At 37.2% G+C, this 16,010-nt stretch carries 16 protein-coding genes; 6 read left to right on the forward strand and 10 right to left on the reverse strand.

Going from position 1 to position 16,010, the window contains the following annotated elements; genetic code table 11:
* The first annotated feature begins 83 nt into the window (after nucleotides 1-83).
* Entirely contained in the window at nucleotides 84-1,010 is a 927-nt protein-coding gene (locus tag AC0L3W_RS06720; protein ID WP_409439343.1) for a ketopantoate reductase family protein, read from the forward strand.
* Here the strand turns inward: AC0L3W_RS06720 and AC0L3W_RS06725 are convergent.
* The 6 genes from AC0L3W_RS06725 to yejK form a co-directional block, all read right to left on the reverse strand.
* On the reverse strand, nucleotides 988-1,992 hold the full coding sequence (locus AC0L3W_RS06725; RefSeq protein ID WP_290037774.1) for an LPP20 family lipoprotein: 1,005 nt from the start codon (nucleotides 1,990-1,992) through the stop codon (nucleotides 988-990). The two genes, AC0L3W_RS06720 and AC0L3W_RS06725, sit on opposite strands and share 23 nt — an antisense overlap.
* 23 nt (nucleotides 1,993-2,015) lie before the next feature.
* The gene (locus tag AC0L3W_RS06730) at nucleotides 2,016-3,248 is read right to left on the reverse strand and encodes a COG3014 family protein (protein ID WP_290037772.1); all 1,233 of its coding nucleotides are present in this window, start codon (nucleotides 3,246-3,248) and stop codon (nucleotides 2,016-2,018) included.
* Nucleotides 3,249-3,307: 59 nt separating this feature from the next.
* The gene (locus AC0L3W_RS06735) at nucleotides 3,308-3,907 is read right to left on the reverse strand and encodes a penicillin-binding protein activator LpoB (RefSeq protein WP_290037770.1); all 600 of its coding nucleotides are present in this window, start codon (nucleotides 3,905-3,907) and stop codon (nucleotides 3,308-3,310) included.
* Nucleotides 3,908-3,971: 64 nt separating this feature from the next.
* Complete coding sequence (locus tag AC0L3W_RS06740) at nucleotides 3,972-4,319, reverse strand: HIT domain-containing protein (RefSeq protein WP_409439342.1); 348 nt, start codon at nucleotides 4,317-4,319, stop codon at nucleotides 3,972-3,974.
* A 112-nt stretch (nucleotides 4,320-4,431) separates the two neighbouring features.
* Nucleotides 4,432-5,298, reverse strand: coding sequence for a 6-carboxytetrahydropterin synthase (locus tag AC0L3W_RS06745; protein ID WP_409439341.1), 867 nt, complete (start codon nucleotides 5,296-5,298; stop codon nucleotides 4,432-4,434).
* 67 nt (nucleotides 5,299-5,365) lie between these two features.
* On the reverse strand, nucleotides 5,366-6,442 hold the full coding sequence (gene yejK, locus AC0L3W_RS06750) for a nucleoid-associated protein YejK (RefSeq protein ID WP_409439340.1): 1,077 nt from the start codon (nucleotides 6,440-6,442) through the stop codon (nucleotides 5,366-5,368).
* Nucleotides 6,443-6,632: 190 nt separating this feature from the next.
* Here yejK and AC0L3W_RS06755 point away from each other — a divergent pair, with 190 nt between their 5' ends.
* Both AC0L3W_RS06755 and AC0L3W_RS06760 read left to right on the forward strand, forming a co-directional pair.
* Nucleotides 6,633-6,857, forward strand: a complete 225-nt coding sequence (locus tag AC0L3W_RS06755) for a YejL family protein (protein ID WP_290037766.1) — start codon at nucleotides 6,633-6,635, stop codon at nucleotides 6,855-6,857.
* Nucleotides 6,858-6,861: 4 nt separating this feature from the next.
* Nucleotides 6,862-8,673, forward strand: a complete 1,812-nt coding sequence (locus tag AC0L3W_RS06760; RefSeq protein WP_290037765.1) for a DUF3413 domain-containing protein — start codon at nucleotides 6,862-6,864, stop codon at nucleotides 8,671-8,673.
* A 131-nt stretch (nucleotides 8,674-8,804) separates the two neighbouring features.
* Here AC0L3W_RS06760 and pncB read toward each other — a convergent pair whose 3' ends face one another.
* Both pncB and AC0L3W_RS06770 read right to left on the reverse strand, forming a co-directional pair.
* Nucleotides 8,805-10,025: a nicotinate phosphoribosyltransferase gene (gene pncB, locus AC0L3W_RS06765; protein ID WP_290037763.1), complete on the reverse strand. Its 1,221-nt coding sequence runs from the start codon at nucleotides 10,023-10,025 to the stop codon at nucleotides 8,805-8,807.
* Nucleotides 10,025-10,669, reverse strand: coding sequence for an isochorismatase family protein (locus AC0L3W_RS06770; RefSeq protein ID WP_409439339.1), 645 nt, complete (start codon nucleotides 10,667-10,669; stop codon nucleotides 10,025-10,027). Before AC0L3W_RS06770 ends, pncB begins: the two co-directional genes overlap by 1 nt.
* A gap of 310 nt (nucleotides 10,670-10,979) precedes the next feature.
* On the opposite strand from AC0L3W_RS06770, the gene AC0L3W_RS06775 reads away from it, so the two are divergent.
* From AC0L3W_RS06775 to AC0L3W_RS06785, 3 genes are all read left to right on the forward strand, one after another.
* Nucleotides 10,980-12,362, forward strand: coding sequence for a sodium-dependent transporter (locus AC0L3W_RS06775; protein WP_409439338.1), 1,383 nt, complete (start codon nucleotides 10,980-10,982; stop codon nucleotides 12,360-12,362).
* A 182-nt stretch (nucleotides 12,363-12,544) separates the two neighbouring features.
* Nucleotides 12,545-12,841, forward strand: coding sequence for an HlyU family transcriptional regulator (locus AC0L3W_RS06780; protein WP_409439337.1), 297 nt, complete (start codon nucleotides 12,545-12,547; stop codon nucleotides 12,839-12,841).
* A 90-nt stretch (nucleotides 12,842-12,931) separates the two neighbouring features.
* Nucleotides 12,932-13,882: an AEC family transporter gene (locus AC0L3W_RS06785; RefSeq protein ID WP_290037758.1), complete on the forward strand. Its 951-nt coding sequence runs from the start codon at nucleotides 12,932-12,934 to the stop codon at nucleotides 13,880-13,882.
* Between the two features lie 27 nt (nucleotides 13,883-13,909).
* On the opposite strand, the gene AC0L3W_RS06790 is transcribed toward AC0L3W_RS06785, so the two are convergent.
* Nucleotides 13,910-14,704, reverse strand: a complete 795-nt coding sequence (locus AC0L3W_RS06790; protein ID WP_409439336.1) for a HalD/BesD family halogenase — start codon at nucleotides 14,702-14,704, stop codon at nucleotides 13,910-13,912.
* Between the two features lie 210 nt (nucleotides 14,705-14,914).
* Entirely contained in the window at nucleotides 14,915-15,952 is a 1,038-nt protein-coding gene (locus AC0L3W_RS06795; protein WP_409439335.1) for a YHYH protein, read from the reverse strand.
* Between the last annotated feature and the right edge of the window lie 58 nt (nucleotides 15,953-16,010).

Below are 16,010 nucleotides of genomic sequence, written 5' to 3' on the forward strand. Positions count from 1 at the left end.
TGTCTCTTGTAACTAAATCAGCAAATTAGCATAATAGATGCTTATATCAATAATGGCAGTCATTTAGGGGTTTAGGGAACAATATGATACAAATAATTGGCGCTGGTGCGATTGGTTGCTTATGGCTAGCCAAATTATTACAAGCAGGTTACCCATGCCATATTGTATCGCGCTCGCCGCTCACTACAAACACTTTAACGCTCACAGACTTAATGGGTAAAAGCCACTCATTCAATATCTCTCATGGTGAGTATTTACTAAACACGTCACTGGAGGCACAGCAAAGTAGTTTGTTAGTGTGTGTTAAAGCACATCAAGTACTACCAGCCCTATTACAACAGCAAACTCATATTCACCCACAACAGGCCATTATCTTAATGCATAATGGTTATGGTTGTGCAGAACAAGTTGCTACACATTTTCCTGACAACCCGATCATTTGTGCTAGCACTGCTAATGCTAGTTTACTGACTAACACTTTAACAATAACTCATACTGGCGCTGGACCAAGTTACTTTGGCTTTTACCCGGGACACTCACAGGTTAGCAACTCTCAACAAATAGAAGCAATATTAAACAGCTATTTATTTCCTCTACTACAAGTGATGCCTAATTCACATACTAGCCAAAGTATTATTGAAAAATGTTGGTTAAAGTTAGTCATTAATGCAGTCATCAATCCGCTCACGGCCATTCATCAAATTAAAAATGGTCAGTTACGTTTAACGCAATACGCACCATTGATCCAGCCCTTAGTATTAGAAACTTTTGCAATAGCAGAAGCTGAGCAATTAAATTTCGATTTGAATGAATTACAGGACACTGTCGCTAATGTCATTGCGGCAACCGCAGACAATTATTCTTCAATGAACAGAGACATTTACTACGGTCGAGAAACAGAAATTGAGTTTATTAATGGGTATTTAATTAAAAAGGCACAACAACATAATATTGAAACGCCTATTTTAAGCGATTTATATAAACAAATTAAAGCGTTGGAGAGTCACTAATTAATTGTTGTAAGTACTCGTTCATTCGATTGCTTAATTTATCCTGTAAGCGCAATTTAAGTAGATCTTTTTGTTTTGCCGAGACCTTAATAGGCCAACGCTTACGACTAATTACTTGGCCATTTTCACTAATGCTCAACTCATAACTACCACGTAACCAATACCAAGCATCAATTAATGCGGGATTGGTCATATCAGCTTTGCCAGTGACTTCAATGTTTGCGTTGTCTGTTACTTTTACCCCTAAAGAAGATAATCCAGACTGAATTGCTTTCTCTTGTGATTCGGTATCTGCCTTTGCAGTAATAGTTAATGCAGCTAGTTTTTGCTTAATTAATTGCTCAATTTTATCACTCGAAATATCCGCAGGCACACCAGTACCATTGATATAACGTAATTGGTAGTCAGCCATTTTACGCGTTATTTGTACATCTCGTGCTGAGCGTAATGCATTAATTGATGCAATAGAATTAGGGGATTGGTTAATACTGTAATCGATTAACTCTGCGCTTTTCTGATCAAGCTCTACAATTGATTCAGTTAAATTTTGCGAAGCACTAAGACGATGTAAAACAGCTAAAGCATAATATTCACCACTTGGACTTAGCCAAGTCTGTTTAATCTCTACGCCCTGGATTGCCTGTTCTGTTTCAGTTTGTATATCCCGCTGCAAAGTACTAGAACTTTCCATCGTCACACCTAACGCACTTTCCTGCTTTACAGCCTCTGTTAATGTTCTGGTTTCCGCTTTTACGTTAACTGAAAATATTTCTAATAGGTTAGCGACTGCATTTTTACCAGCTCGGGTACGATTCGATGCTTGCCCAACCGCAGTTAAATATTCTGATTGAGGATAATCTACCTGTGCATGGTCAATCCAAGTTGGACGTTCATTATCAGACTGGCCTGAGGACTGGCTTGAACAAGCACTGAACAAAAACACACTGATTAATAGTGAAACAAGTAAGGTAATCTTTTTCATGTTAACTCCTTAACAAAGGGCAATTATTGTTGATAATGCCATACTTTATCAGATAAATTAGTCACTAAAATAACATGTTGATGCCCTAAACTTAAGTCCACATCTGTTTGAACAGTCTTAGGAGTTGACACAACGATATCATCGGCATTGGTTTCTAAATATGCAAACTGAATGGTGGCAGGCAACATGTTCCAACTTCGTAAATCTGCAACTTCACTGAGTAATGTCGCGAAATTAAGTAAGGTGCCTAGCAGTTGATCTTTTTTCTTTGTTTCTTGTACCACTTGATATTTGGCAATCGCTCGAGTGGTTGTTAATAAGAGAATGGAGGGGTACTCTTTGTCTAAGTCTTCTCGAGCAATAACATTAATATTTTCAGCAACGTCACTGCTCACTAATTGCTCACCATCACTTATTTTGGCATGTAATGAGCGAGGTAATCGTTCAGGGTATGTTGGCATCGCGATGCGGATCAATTGCTGCCCATTAAAACTAGGGACAGTCAAGCTAGCTTGTATTTTATTAGAGACTACGCCATCAAAATATAATACAAATACTTGTTCCTTACCCTTCATTTTTTTTACCAAGTTTGGATAGGATTTACTATAGCGGTCGTAAGCTTGGTCATTCCCCATCTTTAAACTCATTCTTAACAAACCTAATGTTAACCCTTCTGGTAAAGCTATTTTTCGTTGGTTAAGAATATTCTCAGCTAATTGGTAACTAATGAAAGCATCGGAGCGCTCATCTAATAATTCATAAATAATGCCCGACAACAGGTGGGTACTCACTAATTGCCCACTCAACGAATCCTTATCAGCTAGCTTTTTCATCGCAACATCAGCTTGCAACATTTCTACCCGCGCACCGTCGATATCCCGATTAAATAAATAACTCAAGGCTAACATATTATGAACCATTACCCGATCTAGTGGATAACCACTATAACTTCTTAAGGTTTCGTTAACGGTCCCTGCCCCAATATTCTCAGAAACAGAGGTTGCAGCTAAAGATTGCATCTGTTTTTTTGCGATTAATAGGGATTCGATTGATGCAGGAAACTGCCCAGATAATAACTGTAAATAACCTAGATTAAGGTAATACTGAGCAATATCTCTATCGTCTGGCTTGGTTTCTTGTAATGCTGAAAGAATAGATTCTGGTGTTTCAAACTGTAAATCATCTGCAAGTCGATTGTTATTGTGTTGAGCACAGCCAGAAAGTAAGAAGACAAAGGCAAGTAACAATTTATGCATAGTTATTCCATTTCATACAGAATAGGCTCATTACTGAGCCTAATCATGTATCTATAACGTTACGGACGAATTTTACTGTTAGAGATAAGCTTTTTGATTTTCTTTTCACCAATCCATACTTTACGATTATCCTTTAAGCTAATTAACTCAAGGTTGACTTGGTAAAAACGTACTTGAGTAGTACCATCCACATCAACAATGGTATTGATTTGACCTTGCATCATAAAGTCTGCGCCATACTCTTGGCCCGCTTCTTTACGGGTAGCTTCAGAAGCGTTTAAATCTTGATCTGCTCGTTCATCACGAATTTCTTGACGGTTTGCAGCACTTGCAACAAATTGTACTTCACCTGAATTAATCAACTCACGTTCCATATTGGCAACAAAAGTATTGGTATTAATATGTTCGTGACTTAGATTTTTAATACGACCAACAATGACTGCGGGGTCTTTACCTTCACTGCTTACAAATTTGCTGATCCATGCGCGTGAAAGAGAGTCTTCGATCATTTCTTGTGCCACTAACTGAGAGTCAGTGTCATTCCAAGCACCACTTAAGTCGACCTGTTGTTGTGCATCTAAACGCTCTACTGATGTAGAACAAGCCGCTAGCATTACACTACTCATGATCACCAGTAACAAACTAGTATGTATTTTCATCGTAAACTCCACCTTATAAAGAATAAAATAGTATCAATAACTTACCATATATTAATTCAGAAAGTTAACTTACTAACTTTCCTAATTTTTTTCCACCTAATAAATGTAAATGTATATGGTAAACTTCTTGCCCACCGTCACTATTACAATTCATTATCAAACGATAACCTGACTCTGCAATACCTTCTTCTTTCGCTAACTGTTTAGCTACCGTATATAACTTACCCACTAACACTTCATCTTCAACCTCAATATCGTTGGCAGTTGGAATCAGTTTATTAGGAATAATAAGAATATGCACTGGAGCCTGTGGGGAGATATCACGAAAAGCTGTCACATATTGATCTTGATACAATGTTTCCGATGGAATCTCTTTATCAATTATTTTTCTAAAAATCGTTTCTTCAGCCATCTTAAATCCTTATCAATCATTATCAATCATTATCAATCATTATATTATTTAACCTTATGTACATTAAAACTGAAGTTGCTAATGTACATAATCAATCAGCGCCCAGCCTAGTTTAAAGCTCTACAATGGCACCTTTTCCGATACCTTCATAGGCGAATACAGTGACTTTATTTTCGCCCTCTTTGTCTTTAATGGTTTCACAAATAAAGCGAGCGAGCTCTTCTACCGTTGTATCGTTATTTAAAACCTCGCAACGGCTAGCCGGCATTAATAATTCAAAATACCCCTGTGGTGCATGATAGGCAGAACAATGTACTTCCGCGGTCGGTTTCTCGGTAATAAATGAAAGATCGCTACGTTTGATCACATCACTGTCACTTGCTAAATAGATATCAGTCCAGCGTGCTGCCCATTGTTCAACCCATTTACTACTGTATTGATCGTTAATAAAAATATCAATTTTAGAACGATGCCCATGAGCAATGCGTTGGCAGTTTCCATTATGTTTTTTTAAACCATGAGTATAATGGTAAAAGGGAGTATCAATCTCCTCTGACCGTAAACTAATACTCAATCCAGTTACGTTTTCTGGTAACTTATCTAAGATAACTTGCTCTAGGTAATCGGCTAAAAATGCCTCTGTTAATACTCCACATTGAAGTAAACAATATGCCTCATGCGGTGCTTTAACTTGAATTACTTCATCTTTCGATAACCGATAATTAACCTGAGTTCGCTCATCATCTGGGATAACAGAGCAAGCTTGCGACAAACTTGGAACCAGCAATTTATGGTCGACTTCTGCATCAATAATCGCTTTAATCTGTTTCTTTACTAAAGCAAAGTCTAAAATCATAGATTGTTCGTTTAGCTGTCCATCCAACACTACGTCAACTTGATAGCTTTCACCCACAAACCCACGGCTAGCGTCTAAGTAAGTTGAATCAATAACAGTTAAGTCTCGTACAAATAATTTCATTCTTTTATCTCTTTTTTGTTTAAGCACTGTCATCAACAGGTATTTAAACAGTGTAATGTATTAATGCTTAAAAAGGGGCTTTTCCATCATCCGTAACGGTTTCAGTGATCACGGTTTCACCTGCATCAATCAACGCATCACGTTTTAATTGTTCGCGTAAATTAGGTGGAATACCTTGAATCGTTAATGTATCCGATGCTTCATCATAATGAATAGATGAGCCTAAATGTTTTTGGTCAAAGCTAATATTCATACCTCCGCCTTGGCCGACATACTTAGTTAATTTTCTCACTAAGGTTTTATCTGCTGGGAAATTCTCTTCTAATTGATAATCTTCACTAACGAAGTCATAGAAACTGCCTTCTAGATTTGAAGTCGATTGAAACTCTTCCGACAAACTAGAAAGGTCAATGTCTTGCCCTTCTTTTATTTGCTCTTTGCAATAGTTAAAAGTAACCTCTCGGACCTCTTGCTTTTGCTCCGTTGGTAGCTCTTGCTTCTCACAGAACTCTTCTACCGCTTTTAGCAGACCTTCATTCTGTACTTTTGCATCAAAGCCTTCTTTTGCTCCCATAAAGTCTAAAAAGAAATCAGAGACTTTACGACCAACGCGGCCTTTAATAAAGGAGATATAACGGTTAGCTTCAGGGTCACGCTTGAGTAGAGTAAGGTCAATACGAGCCACTAATTGAATTTTACTCGTTTCAATATGCTGACTAACTTGTAGCTCAAGATTCTCGTTAACGCTGATTGATTGGTTATTTTGAAGCAATGCGACTAGTAAATAATCACTGGTTGTCCAAGTGTACTTACTGATTAATAACACCCCTTCTTCAGCAAAGTCATGATCTTTTAATTCATCAACTAAACGACTAGCTGCTTGTTGAGAAAATCCAACAAAATCTAACTCGCCATTCAGCTCTTCTGTTAAAGCACGTTTGAATACTTGCGACTTTTCACCTTCATCAGCAAAAAATGCAAAAGCTTTATTAGATTTACTTTGGTAGCTACGATGTAAATCCATCACCAACTGCTCAATAGAAGGTGAAATAGGCAGTTCGCCTTCACGCATTTTGCACGATAAAACGCCTTCACTGTTGTAATTTAAAGAGTGTAAAATAATATTGGTAGCGGAAACGTTCATAGAAATATGACCTTGTGAGAAACAAATAAACTTAATTGGCAAATTATACACACCGCAATCAATCTTGAAACAGTAATTATTCGCTTAATTATCTGTGTAACTTTTCAAAATCGAGGGGTTAAGTCATTGGTATAATAATACGAGTGCGGTATCATAACGCAATTATCATTCCTTACATTAGAAGTTTATTATGCCAATTCAATCAAAGTACTCTAGCCAAAAAATCGAATCAATTCTGGATCAAGTGATGGATGTACTTCATGACAATGACGTTTCTGTCGATCTTAGCTTAATGATTTTAGGCAATAGTATTACTCATGTCATTAATAGCCAAGTACCAACAGCACAACGTCAAGCTATCAGCGATAAGTTTGTTAAAGCATTAAGTGCCTCTATTAATACAAAAGATAAATAAAAACATGGTTGAAACAGGTCATAAATTTCACGATAACGTAGCTAAAAATGTCACTTGGGCACACTGGTTCACGTTCTTTAATATTATTGCTATTTCTTTAATCAGCTTGCGCTATATTGCGTACTCAGGTTTAGCTGATACGGGGCTCGGCATCACCTACCAATTTATCAGTTTACTAGGGCATTTCAGTTTCCTAGCCGCTGTGGTATTTGGGATTTTATTATTCCCGCTGGCCTTTTTAATATCCAATAATTTAATTTATCGCCTAATTTCAATTCTGATCGCCACAACGGCGATCACTTTTTTAATTGTTGATACACAAATATTCAGGTTGTATGAGTTTCACCTCAACCCCTTGATTTGGCAGTTTTTACAAAAACCAGAACAAGTTGAAGAAATTTATTCAATTAATCTCCATTATATTTCTATCCCGATTACCTTTGCACTTGAAGCTTTTTTTTCTACCATTCTGTGGAAGAAAGTCAGACATATTCACGCAAAACAGATCGGCAAACCTATTGCACTATTCCTATTTGCAAGCTTTGTACTGAGCCATCTTGTTTACATTTGGGCTGATGCAACACAATACCGACCAATTACCCATCAACGTTCGCTTTATCCGCTATCTTACCCAATGACAGCAAGGACTTTCTTGACTAAACAGGGCTGGTTAAATGAAGACACTATTCAGAAGAGTGAGTTGAATGCGTTAGGGACAAACCCGCAAGTACTTAATTACCCATTAAAGGCGCTGACTTACTCTACAGCCCCAACAAGTAGCGCTGACTATAATATTTTAGTGGTTAATGTGGAGTCATTACGCGCAGATATGCTGAACTCGCAAAATATGCCACATTTAGATTTACTGAGCACAGAAGCGATTAATTTCAAAAACCACTTCAGTGGTGCAAACAACAGTGCCCAAGGTGTATTTAGTCTGTTCTATAGTTTACCTAATAGTTATTGGGACGATATAACCGATAACCATATTGCACCAGTATTTATGAATAAAGTTGTAGAAGATAAACGCCCTATCGGCCTGTTTTCAAGTATTGGCTTTGTACACCCAGAGTTTTTACAAAGCAGCTTTAGTCAATTGAAAAAAACACCTAATGTATATTATTCTGATGCTACAAATAATAACCAAGTTGTCCAACAATGGGATGAGTGGATTAAAACTCAACAACAAGACACACCATGGTTTGCTTATGTTTACTTAGAACAGAAAAACGATCATCTGTTTACCCAGCCAAGCATAAAAACGATTCCTGAACAAACAGAGCAATTAACACTTTATCAATCTCAGGTACACGCAATAGATGAGAAAATACAGCGTCTAATAGATAGCTTAAAAGCACAACAAGCTTATCAGAATACGATCATCGTCATTACTGGTACTAATGGTCAGTCTTTTAAAGAGCAAAATAACAACGACTCATTGATCAGTGGTGCAAGTGTACCAATGATATTAGTGTGGCCAAATAAACTGCCACGTACTATTTATGATATGACAAGCCATGTAGACCTGATGCCTACCTTGATGCAAAACGTATTTGGAGTTGAAAATCCAAGTAATCAATTTAGCAGTGGTCATTCCCTATTTGCTAAACAAGATAGAGACTTTGTGTTATCCGGTGATAGTAATAACTACATCATTTATGAAAATAGACGCATTACTCAATTTTCTGGTAATGGCGATATTGATAGTATTGATTGGCAAGGTAATTACATTGAACAAAATGCCGATAGTGATGCATTAAATATCACCCTATTGATTGATGTATTATCTAAGTTAAGACGTTTTAATCAAAAATAATGAGGTAGCAGATCTACCTCAGTAACCCTTTATTAAAAAGCTCACATACGTAAAAAGCCGATAAGACTGGATGATAAAACATCAACCTTATCGGCTTTTTTACTTTAATTACTTTAATTCAGAAATTTAAGCTATTTAGACACTTTAACGATACTTGGATCAATTCCATATTGGCTTGCTAAATATTGTAAGTAACCTAAATCTTCACACATACTCTTACCTGGTTCATCGGATATTTTAGCCACTGGTTTGCCATTAACCGTTACCATTTTTATCACAATACTTAAGGGACGATTACCAACATCATTCATCAAGTTGGTACCAATACCAAATGAAACTTTTATACGCCCTCTAAAGCGCTTCCAAATTTCTATCATTCTTGGAAAGTCTAATGAATCACTAAATACTAAGGTTTTACTCAGAGGATCAATTTCCATCGTATGATAAAGGCTAATCGCCTTCTCACCCCATTCGAATGGGCAACCACTATCATGTCGCAACCCATCATAAAGCTTGCCAAAATATGGATCATTAAAATCACGCATAAAAGAGTCCATTGAATAGCAATCGGTTAGAGCGATCCCTAAACGTCCTCGATATTCTCTTACCCACCCTTCTAAAGCGGCTTTTTGCGCATCGGCTAAACGAGTAACCGCTTGCCAACTTTGAAACCATTCATGGGCCATGGTACCCATCGCAGGTAAATCTAATTTACGAGCAAAATGCACGCAGCTTGTGCCTAAGAACTCATTAGGAAATTCAGATTTTAATGTACTAAGCACTTCTTCTTGCCACGCTTTACTGGCCCGACGACGCGTACCGAAATCGATAAAAGTTAGCCCAGTTAAATCTTTCTCTGCTTTTAATAGTGCAATTTTATCTGCAAGCTTTTCTCTCGCGACAAATAGATCAAATCCACCGCAGTTTATAAAAGTATGTAATTCGCTGATAATCGACAGTGCATAAATTTCTAATAAACTGACATGTAACAATGGACCATCAAAACGGAGGTTAATATTTTCACCATCTGAATGCAGGTGGATAAATTTCATATTTAATTTAAAAATACGTAAAAACTCAATGAAATCAGGCTTAATAAAATGCATTTTGCTTAAGTAATCTAACTCTTCATCGCTAAAAGATAAAGTACAAAGGTGTTCAAGTTGACGTTGTATTTCAGGAATTAAAATCGTTAAATCTAAGCCTTCTTGATTTCGACACGCAAATTTCCATTGCACATTTACTAAACGAAACTCTGCGGCATGGTAAAAAGCTTGTAACATACTTATTTTATAAAAATCGATATCCATTAAGCTATCAATCAACCAACGATCTATTTTTGTATTTTGCATTACAATGCTAACTCCCGACTACTGGCGATTAATGTTACGCCCACCTCTTGCATCTCTTGATAGGCTGATTGGATAGAATCATCTGCAATACCTCGACAAGCCGCTTTATTTAGAATGACTTTAAAACCCGCTTTTACGAGTTGTAAAACCGTCGTTTTTACGCAGTAGTCTGTTGCTAAACCACCAACAATGACTTCATTTACCTTTTTTTCCTTTAACCATTCAATAACTCCGGTACTCTGCTGCTCACTTAGATCGTGATAACAAGCGCCATATGGATGCATATCTGGCTCAACACCTTTTTCAACAACAAAATCATATTCAACTTCATTAGGCAGACCAGGGATAAGTGAGTTCCCCTTTGTACCTACAACGCAATGCGCTGGCCACTTTATATCTAAATTTGGATACTCACCTTCTACAGGTGTCATCACTTGTTCTGCCGATGTTGCCATCCAAGGTGCTTCTGCAGGATGGCAATCTTTACTAACAACTCGGTAGCTTGCAAACTTAGCCTGTTCATTCAATTGTTCAGATATAAGGTGCCCTTCTTCAACAGGTAACTCATCTGGACAAAGTGGTGTGAAACCACATTGTGGATCTACATCAAAACTTGCAGTAATAGATTTCTCAACTTTGACCATTTTCTTCTCCAATTTAAAATGATTATGAAAGCGAACACAAAAACTTAATGAAACAATGCTAGATAACCTTATAGTGACCTCTACTGTCAACTAACAGTAGTAAAGAACTCGGTAATTAAGGTCTATACGTTCATAAAATGACCATAGCACGTCAAAAGTCCTGCCTTTTATGACTTAAATTAATTTTTATGCGTGTTTCAGTAGCCTCTTTGCCGAACTTTTATTATTCTTACGCCATTATTTACATAATAGATATTTTTATGTCGCATAAGACATAAATATACCTATTTATTTACATTCAAGGATTTAAATGAGTACTGATACACAAGTGTCTAATCGATGGTCAAGTCGATACGCGTATGTTTTAGCTGCAACAGGCGCAGCTGTAGGTCTAGGTAACATCTGGAAATTTCCATACATAATGGGAGAAAATGGTGGCGGTGCATTTGTACTGGTTTACCTATTGTGTATTCTACTAATTGGTATTCCTGTCATGATGGCAGAAGTAATCATTGGTAAACGTGGCCGCTCAACGCCAGCGAATGCTATTGCGCATGTTGCCGCAGAATCAGGGCGCTCATCTCACTGGTCTTTAATTGGTACGATCGGGGTTATTGCTGGTTTCCTTATTCTTAGCTTCTATGCTGTTATTGCTGGCTGGGCCGCTGCTTACGTATTCTTTTCTGGCTCAGGCGAGTTCAGTGCTGCGGCTGCAAACCCTGCAACTAATGCGGATGTGATTGGCGCACTATTTACTGAATTAATTACCAGCGTATCGCAATTAATGGTGTGGTCAACGTTAACACTTATTGCTGCTATTTACGTTATTTCAAAAGGGGTGAAAAAAGGCTTAGAAACAGCAATTACTTACTTGATGCCAGCATTACTTGTCTTGCTAGTTGGTATCATGTTTTATTCTGCTGTTGTAGGTGATTTTGCAGCTGCTTTTAATTTCATGTTTCATGTTGATTTCTCTCAATTAACCATTGAAGGAGCTTTAGTAGCATTGGGTCATGCCTTTTTCACACTTAGCTTAGCAATGGGAATTATGATGACATACGGTGCTTACCTGCCTAAAGGTGTGTCTATCGTTAAGACATCGATCACTATCGCTATTGCAGATACTATTGTTGCTTTAATCGCGGGTTTAGCTATTTACCCAATTGTGTTTGCAAATGGTTTAGAGCCAAGTGCAGGACCAGGGTTATTATTCCAATCAATCCCATTAGCGTTTGGTTCAATGCCCTTTGGTGACTTTGTAGGTACATTATTCTTTATCATGATTGTATTTGCAGCATTCACTTCAGTTATTGCACTGTTAGAGTCCCCGACAGCGTACTTAGTTGAACGTCAAAAAATGAGCAGAACTAAAGCTGCAATCGTTGCTGGTGTAGGTATTTGGGTGCTCAGTTTATGTTCAATTTACTCTTTTGCAGGTGCTGAATGGACTAAGCTATCATTTGGTATGGGCGGAGATATCTTTGAATTCTTAGATTATTTGACGGCTAATATCTTGTTACCATTAGGCGGTATATTTATCTCTATCTTTGCTGGTTGGGTTATCAAACCAAACATTTTGCAAGAAGAGCTACACTTAACAGGTACACCATTTGTATTAATCTTGATTCTGTTGCGCTTTGTTGCACCGATTGGTATTTTATTAGTATTCGCCAATGCAATAGGTTTATTGTAAACATTTAAATATGTTTAAATGTTGAATTAACCGGTTAGGTTTACGGAATAAAAAAGCAACTACTTTAGTTGCTTTTTTTATGTCTAAAACTCCTGATTATTCTTATGTAAGATAAATAACACATTAAAAGCACTTTGATTTACAATGTCTTAACAAATATATTTTTATAAGGATTAAAAGTAATGGGATTTTTGTCAACGCTAACATCACTCTTTTCAAGCGATAGTAATAACACGCCGAAAGTACCACCTGTTGAAGAGAGTACCGAATACAAAGGTTTTACTATTACTCCTTCCCCTATTAGTGAAGGAGGTCAATATCGTTTATCTGCCGCAATCACCAAACAACTTGATGAGCAATTACAAACGCATACTTTCATTCGTTCTGATGTTGTTGCTAATCGCGATGACTGTATTGATATGACCATTAGAAAAGCCAAAATTGCTATTGATCAAATGGGTGATAGTATTTTTAGTTAAACCGGCATCAATTAATAATAGCAATGGATTGCACTTTTAATCGTAAGCGCTTCATTGCCTCCTATTTTCTGTTTCTATGAGTGCTAAACTATGTTTTTCGAATCCTTACAATTTTCCTTTTCTATTGTCGGCCCTATCTGTTTATTACTTTTTCTAGGCTGGTTTTTAAATAGAACAGGTACGATCAATGATAGTTTTATTGAAGTAGGCTCTAAACTAGTATTTAAAGTAACGTTACCGACACTTCTCTTCCTTAGTATTGTCAAAATGGACCACCAAGCAGAGATTGATTTTTACTTAATTGCTTTTGGGATTTCCGCTAATTTTATCTTCTTTTTACTGTGCATCATCGCCACTAAATTTTGGGTAACAGAAAAAGTCCAACATGGAGTGATCATTCAAGGTGCATTCAGAAGTAACACTGCGATCATCGGTTTAGCTTATGTGAGTAATGTATATGGTGAAGCAACCTTAGGTTTAGCTGCTGTATACGTTGCTTCACACACAATACTCTATAACATTCTATCGGTAATTATTTTATCGCCGAAAAAGGAAGGGTTTAATCTAGCGATAATTATTAATATGGTTAAGTCGATTCTTAAAAATCCATTGATCATTAGCATCTTGTTAGGTTTGGTTTGCTTTTTATTAAATATCCCAGTACCGGAACTTATCATCAATACCGGACAATATTTTTCAGATATGACTCTGCCCGTTGCACTACTGTGTACAGGAGCAAGTTTAAGTGTACAAGCGTTAAAAAATAATAGCTTTAATTGTCGTTTTTCAACTATTTTAAAAATCGTAGTCGGACCAATATTAATTACTGCTGGCGCTTATTGTTTAGGTTATCAAGGTGAATTGTTAGGGTTAGTGTTCTTTATGTCCGCAGCACCAACGGCGGCAGCGAGCTATGTGATGGCTCGAGCGATGGGGCATAGTGCGGAATTAGCTGCGAATATTATTGCTATGACGACTATTGGCTCATTAATCACCTGTAGCCTAGGTGTTTCGTTACTATACTGGTTAAAATTAATGTAGCCAGTACGCAATAAAGCGTGTTAGATATTAATCTAAGCGCCCAAAGAAAGTCATACGAGCAGACTCAGATAAACTAATATTAGGCTGTGTATTATAAGCTAATACCACTAACATCCTTGTTTGCTCGCCAACGGTTGGTGTTACCCTATGTATTGAGTTCCTACCTCTAAACAATACCAATGCACCATCCGCCATTGGCAAGCTTTCGGTGTCGATAACCCCATCTAATATTTTCCCCGACATTGAATAGTTCATATCACCATTATCAGCATCTCGTACATCTTTTACATCTTTTACATATTCAAAAATACCGCCTTCTTTAGGGCTTTGAACCATTAACGTAATGGCAAATGATGAATTGTCGTAATGCCATCCTAGCTCTTGCCCCTCACCCGCATAATGTAAGTTAATTGATGATAATGGGTCAGTATATTCGTACAAAGCTTGTTCACCCAGCACTTCACATAAGAAATCACGAAACTCAGCCGCTTGATAAAGGCTGTGTAATGCTGAATTAACAGGAATCTGATCAGTAGTAATGCAACCTTTAGAAGAAACTACTTGGCGATTTCTTGGGTGAGAATCACTATAGTTAACATCACTTTCGGTTAAATATACGTTATGTTTATTGCTTGTATAATAAGCAAGGTGTTGATTATCTTTGCCTTCTTGTTGTAGCAATGAAATCACTGTAGGTTTTAAAAAGTCTTTTATTACTAATACACCGGTCTTATCTAAAGTGCGCTTGCATGCCTTAATAAAGGCTTGATCTTGTAAACGGCTACCATCTAAGTTAATGATGTCTGTTAATGCTAAAGCCATGCTAAAAATACCTCCTAAATAACCAACAACGGTTATAAATAAACTTAACTGACGGGGTCTATTATTTAATAAATAATTCAACACCTAAACTAAAGTAGCTAACAAACTAATCCTACTTAACTGCTCACATTTAACAGGTTTATTGTGAGTAAAGTTAAGCAAAGTGAAAACAAGCTTAAAATAGTCACGAAACTCGTACACATGACTTAATTAATCTTTTGGAGGGCCTTGCTGACCGTTAGGACCACCTTCTGGTCTTTTTTCTTCCCCTTCAAAATGTCCTGTTTCCCCCATAAAACAACCGAATATCTGATTTGTTCCAGGTGCGGAAGCATGATAATGGTAACCACGTATAGGATCCGTTTCACCTCCACATGCATCTAAACCTTTAGACTCAACAGTATCTTTATCTGTTTTCGCATAAACTGCATATCCATCTAATGCATAGCCAATCATGGCTGAGTGCCCATCTTCCTGAATACCAATTTCAGAACACCCGTTGGCGGAATGATAATGGTAACCTTCGTGTGGGTTAGCATGTGCACCACAATCATCTAATACACCGAGAGTATAAGAGCTTAATATCATATCTAATGGTGCAGGAGGACCGAATAGTACACCATTCAAAGCAATACCAATATTAGACCTAGCATTAATAGTTGTCGACTTAGTCGCTGGCACAGGCACTTTGGGGATTAAGACTGTTTTTTGAATTCCACCATCTAAGTCTTCCAAGGAGCAAGACAAGCAGAAATTATTAAAACCAGGAATAGGCCTAGGGTCACCAGCAATCTCACAACCTTTCGCACCATCTATAACAGTAATTTCGCCTGTTTTAATATCGTACATTTGCCATTTTTTATCTTTATACAGTGTCGACAAATTTTTAATAAATTCACCGTCAACTTGATAGACAGTACCTTCACCATCAATCCATGTACCTCCATCTTCTGCACTCGACTCTATTGTTGGTGGACAATATGGGCCTTCTGGAGATGAATCAGGATCGGCTGGAGCTCCGGCAATAGTGATTCGATAACAACTGGTTTCAGTACCGCCGCTTAACGTACACTCAACGGTTTCAACATCACCAACAATAGCACCATTAGCAAACAAACTAGGGTCAACTGGTGCATTGATAACTTTTTCACCAGCATTTTTTTCTATACTCTTTTTATCCTCATCAGAACAACCGTAAACTAAAGTAAGTAGAATAATACTAAATAATAATGTTAACTGTCTTTGCATATGTTGAACCTAAACTATTTATTAAAAAAGAGACCATAACATAAACAAGGTTTATACT

This window comes from Psychromonas sp. KJ10-5, assembly GCF_055808325.1.

Excerpts from the sequence above, each read along its gene's own strand:
- AC0L3W_RS06720 (WP_409439343.1), top strand. The coding sequence starts at position 84 with ATGATACAAATAATTGGCGCTGGTGCGATTGGTTGCTTATGGCTAGCC.
- AC0L3W_RS06725 (WP_290037774.1), bottom strand. The coding sequence starts at position 1,992 with ATGAAAAAGATTACCTTACTTGTTTCACTATTAATCAGTGTGTTTTTG.
- AC0L3W_RS06730 (WP_290037772.1), bottom strand. The coding sequence starts at position 3,248 with ATGCATAAATTGTTACTTGCCTTTGTCTTCTTACTTTCTGGCTGTGCT.
- AC0L3W_RS06735 (WP_290037770.1), bottom strand. The coding sequence starts at position 3,907 with ATGAAAATACATACTAGTTTGTTACTGGTGATCATGAGTAGTGTAATG.
- AC0L3W_RS06740 (WP_409439342.1), bottom strand. The coding sequence starts at position 4,319 with ATGGCTGAAGAAACGATTTTTAGAAAAATAATTGATAAAGAGATTCCA.
- AC0L3W_RS06745 (WP_409439341.1), bottom strand. The coding sequence starts at position 5,298 with ATGAAATTATTTGTACGAGACTTAACTGTTATTGATTCAACTTACTTA.
- yejK (WP_409439340.1), bottom strand. The coding sequence starts at position 6,442 with ATGAACGTTTCCGCTACCAATATTATTTTACACTCTTTAAATTACAAC.
- AC0L3W_RS06755 (WP_290037766.1), top strand. The coding sequence starts at position 6,633 with ATGCCAATTCAATCAAAGTACTCTAGCCAAAAAATCGAATCAATTCTG.
- AC0L3W_RS06760 (WP_290037765.1), top strand. The coding sequence starts at position 6,862 with ATGGTTGAAACAGGTCATAAATTTCACGATAACGTAGCTAAAAATGTC.
- pncB (WP_290037763.1), bottom strand. The coding sequence starts at position 10,025 with ATGCAAAATACAAAAATAGATCGTTGGTTGATTGATAGCTTAATGGAT.
- AC0L3W_RS06770 (WP_409439339.1), bottom strand. The coding sequence starts at position 10,669 with ATGGTCAAAGTTGAGAAATCTATTACTGCAAGTTTTGATGTAGATCCA.
- AC0L3W_RS06775 (WP_409439338.1), top strand. The coding sequence starts at position 10,980 with ATGAGTACTGATACACAAGTGTCTAATCGATGGTCAAGTCGATACGCG.
- AC0L3W_RS06780 (WP_409439337.1), top strand. The coding sequence starts at position 12,545 with ATGGGATTTTTGTCAACGCTAACATCACTCTTTTCAAGCGATAGTAAT.
- AC0L3W_RS06785 (WP_290037758.1), top strand. The coding sequence starts at position 12,932 with ATGTTTTTCGAATCCTTACAATTTTCCTTTTCTATTGTCGGCCCTATC.
- AC0L3W_RS06790 (WP_409439336.1), bottom strand. The coding sequence starts at position 14,704 with ATGGCTTTAGCATTAACAGACATCATTAACTTAGATGGTAGCCGTTTA.
- AC0L3W_RS06795 (WP_409439335.1), bottom strand. The coding sequence starts at position 15,952 with ATGCAAAGACAGTTAACATTATTATTTAGTATTATTCTACTTACTTTA.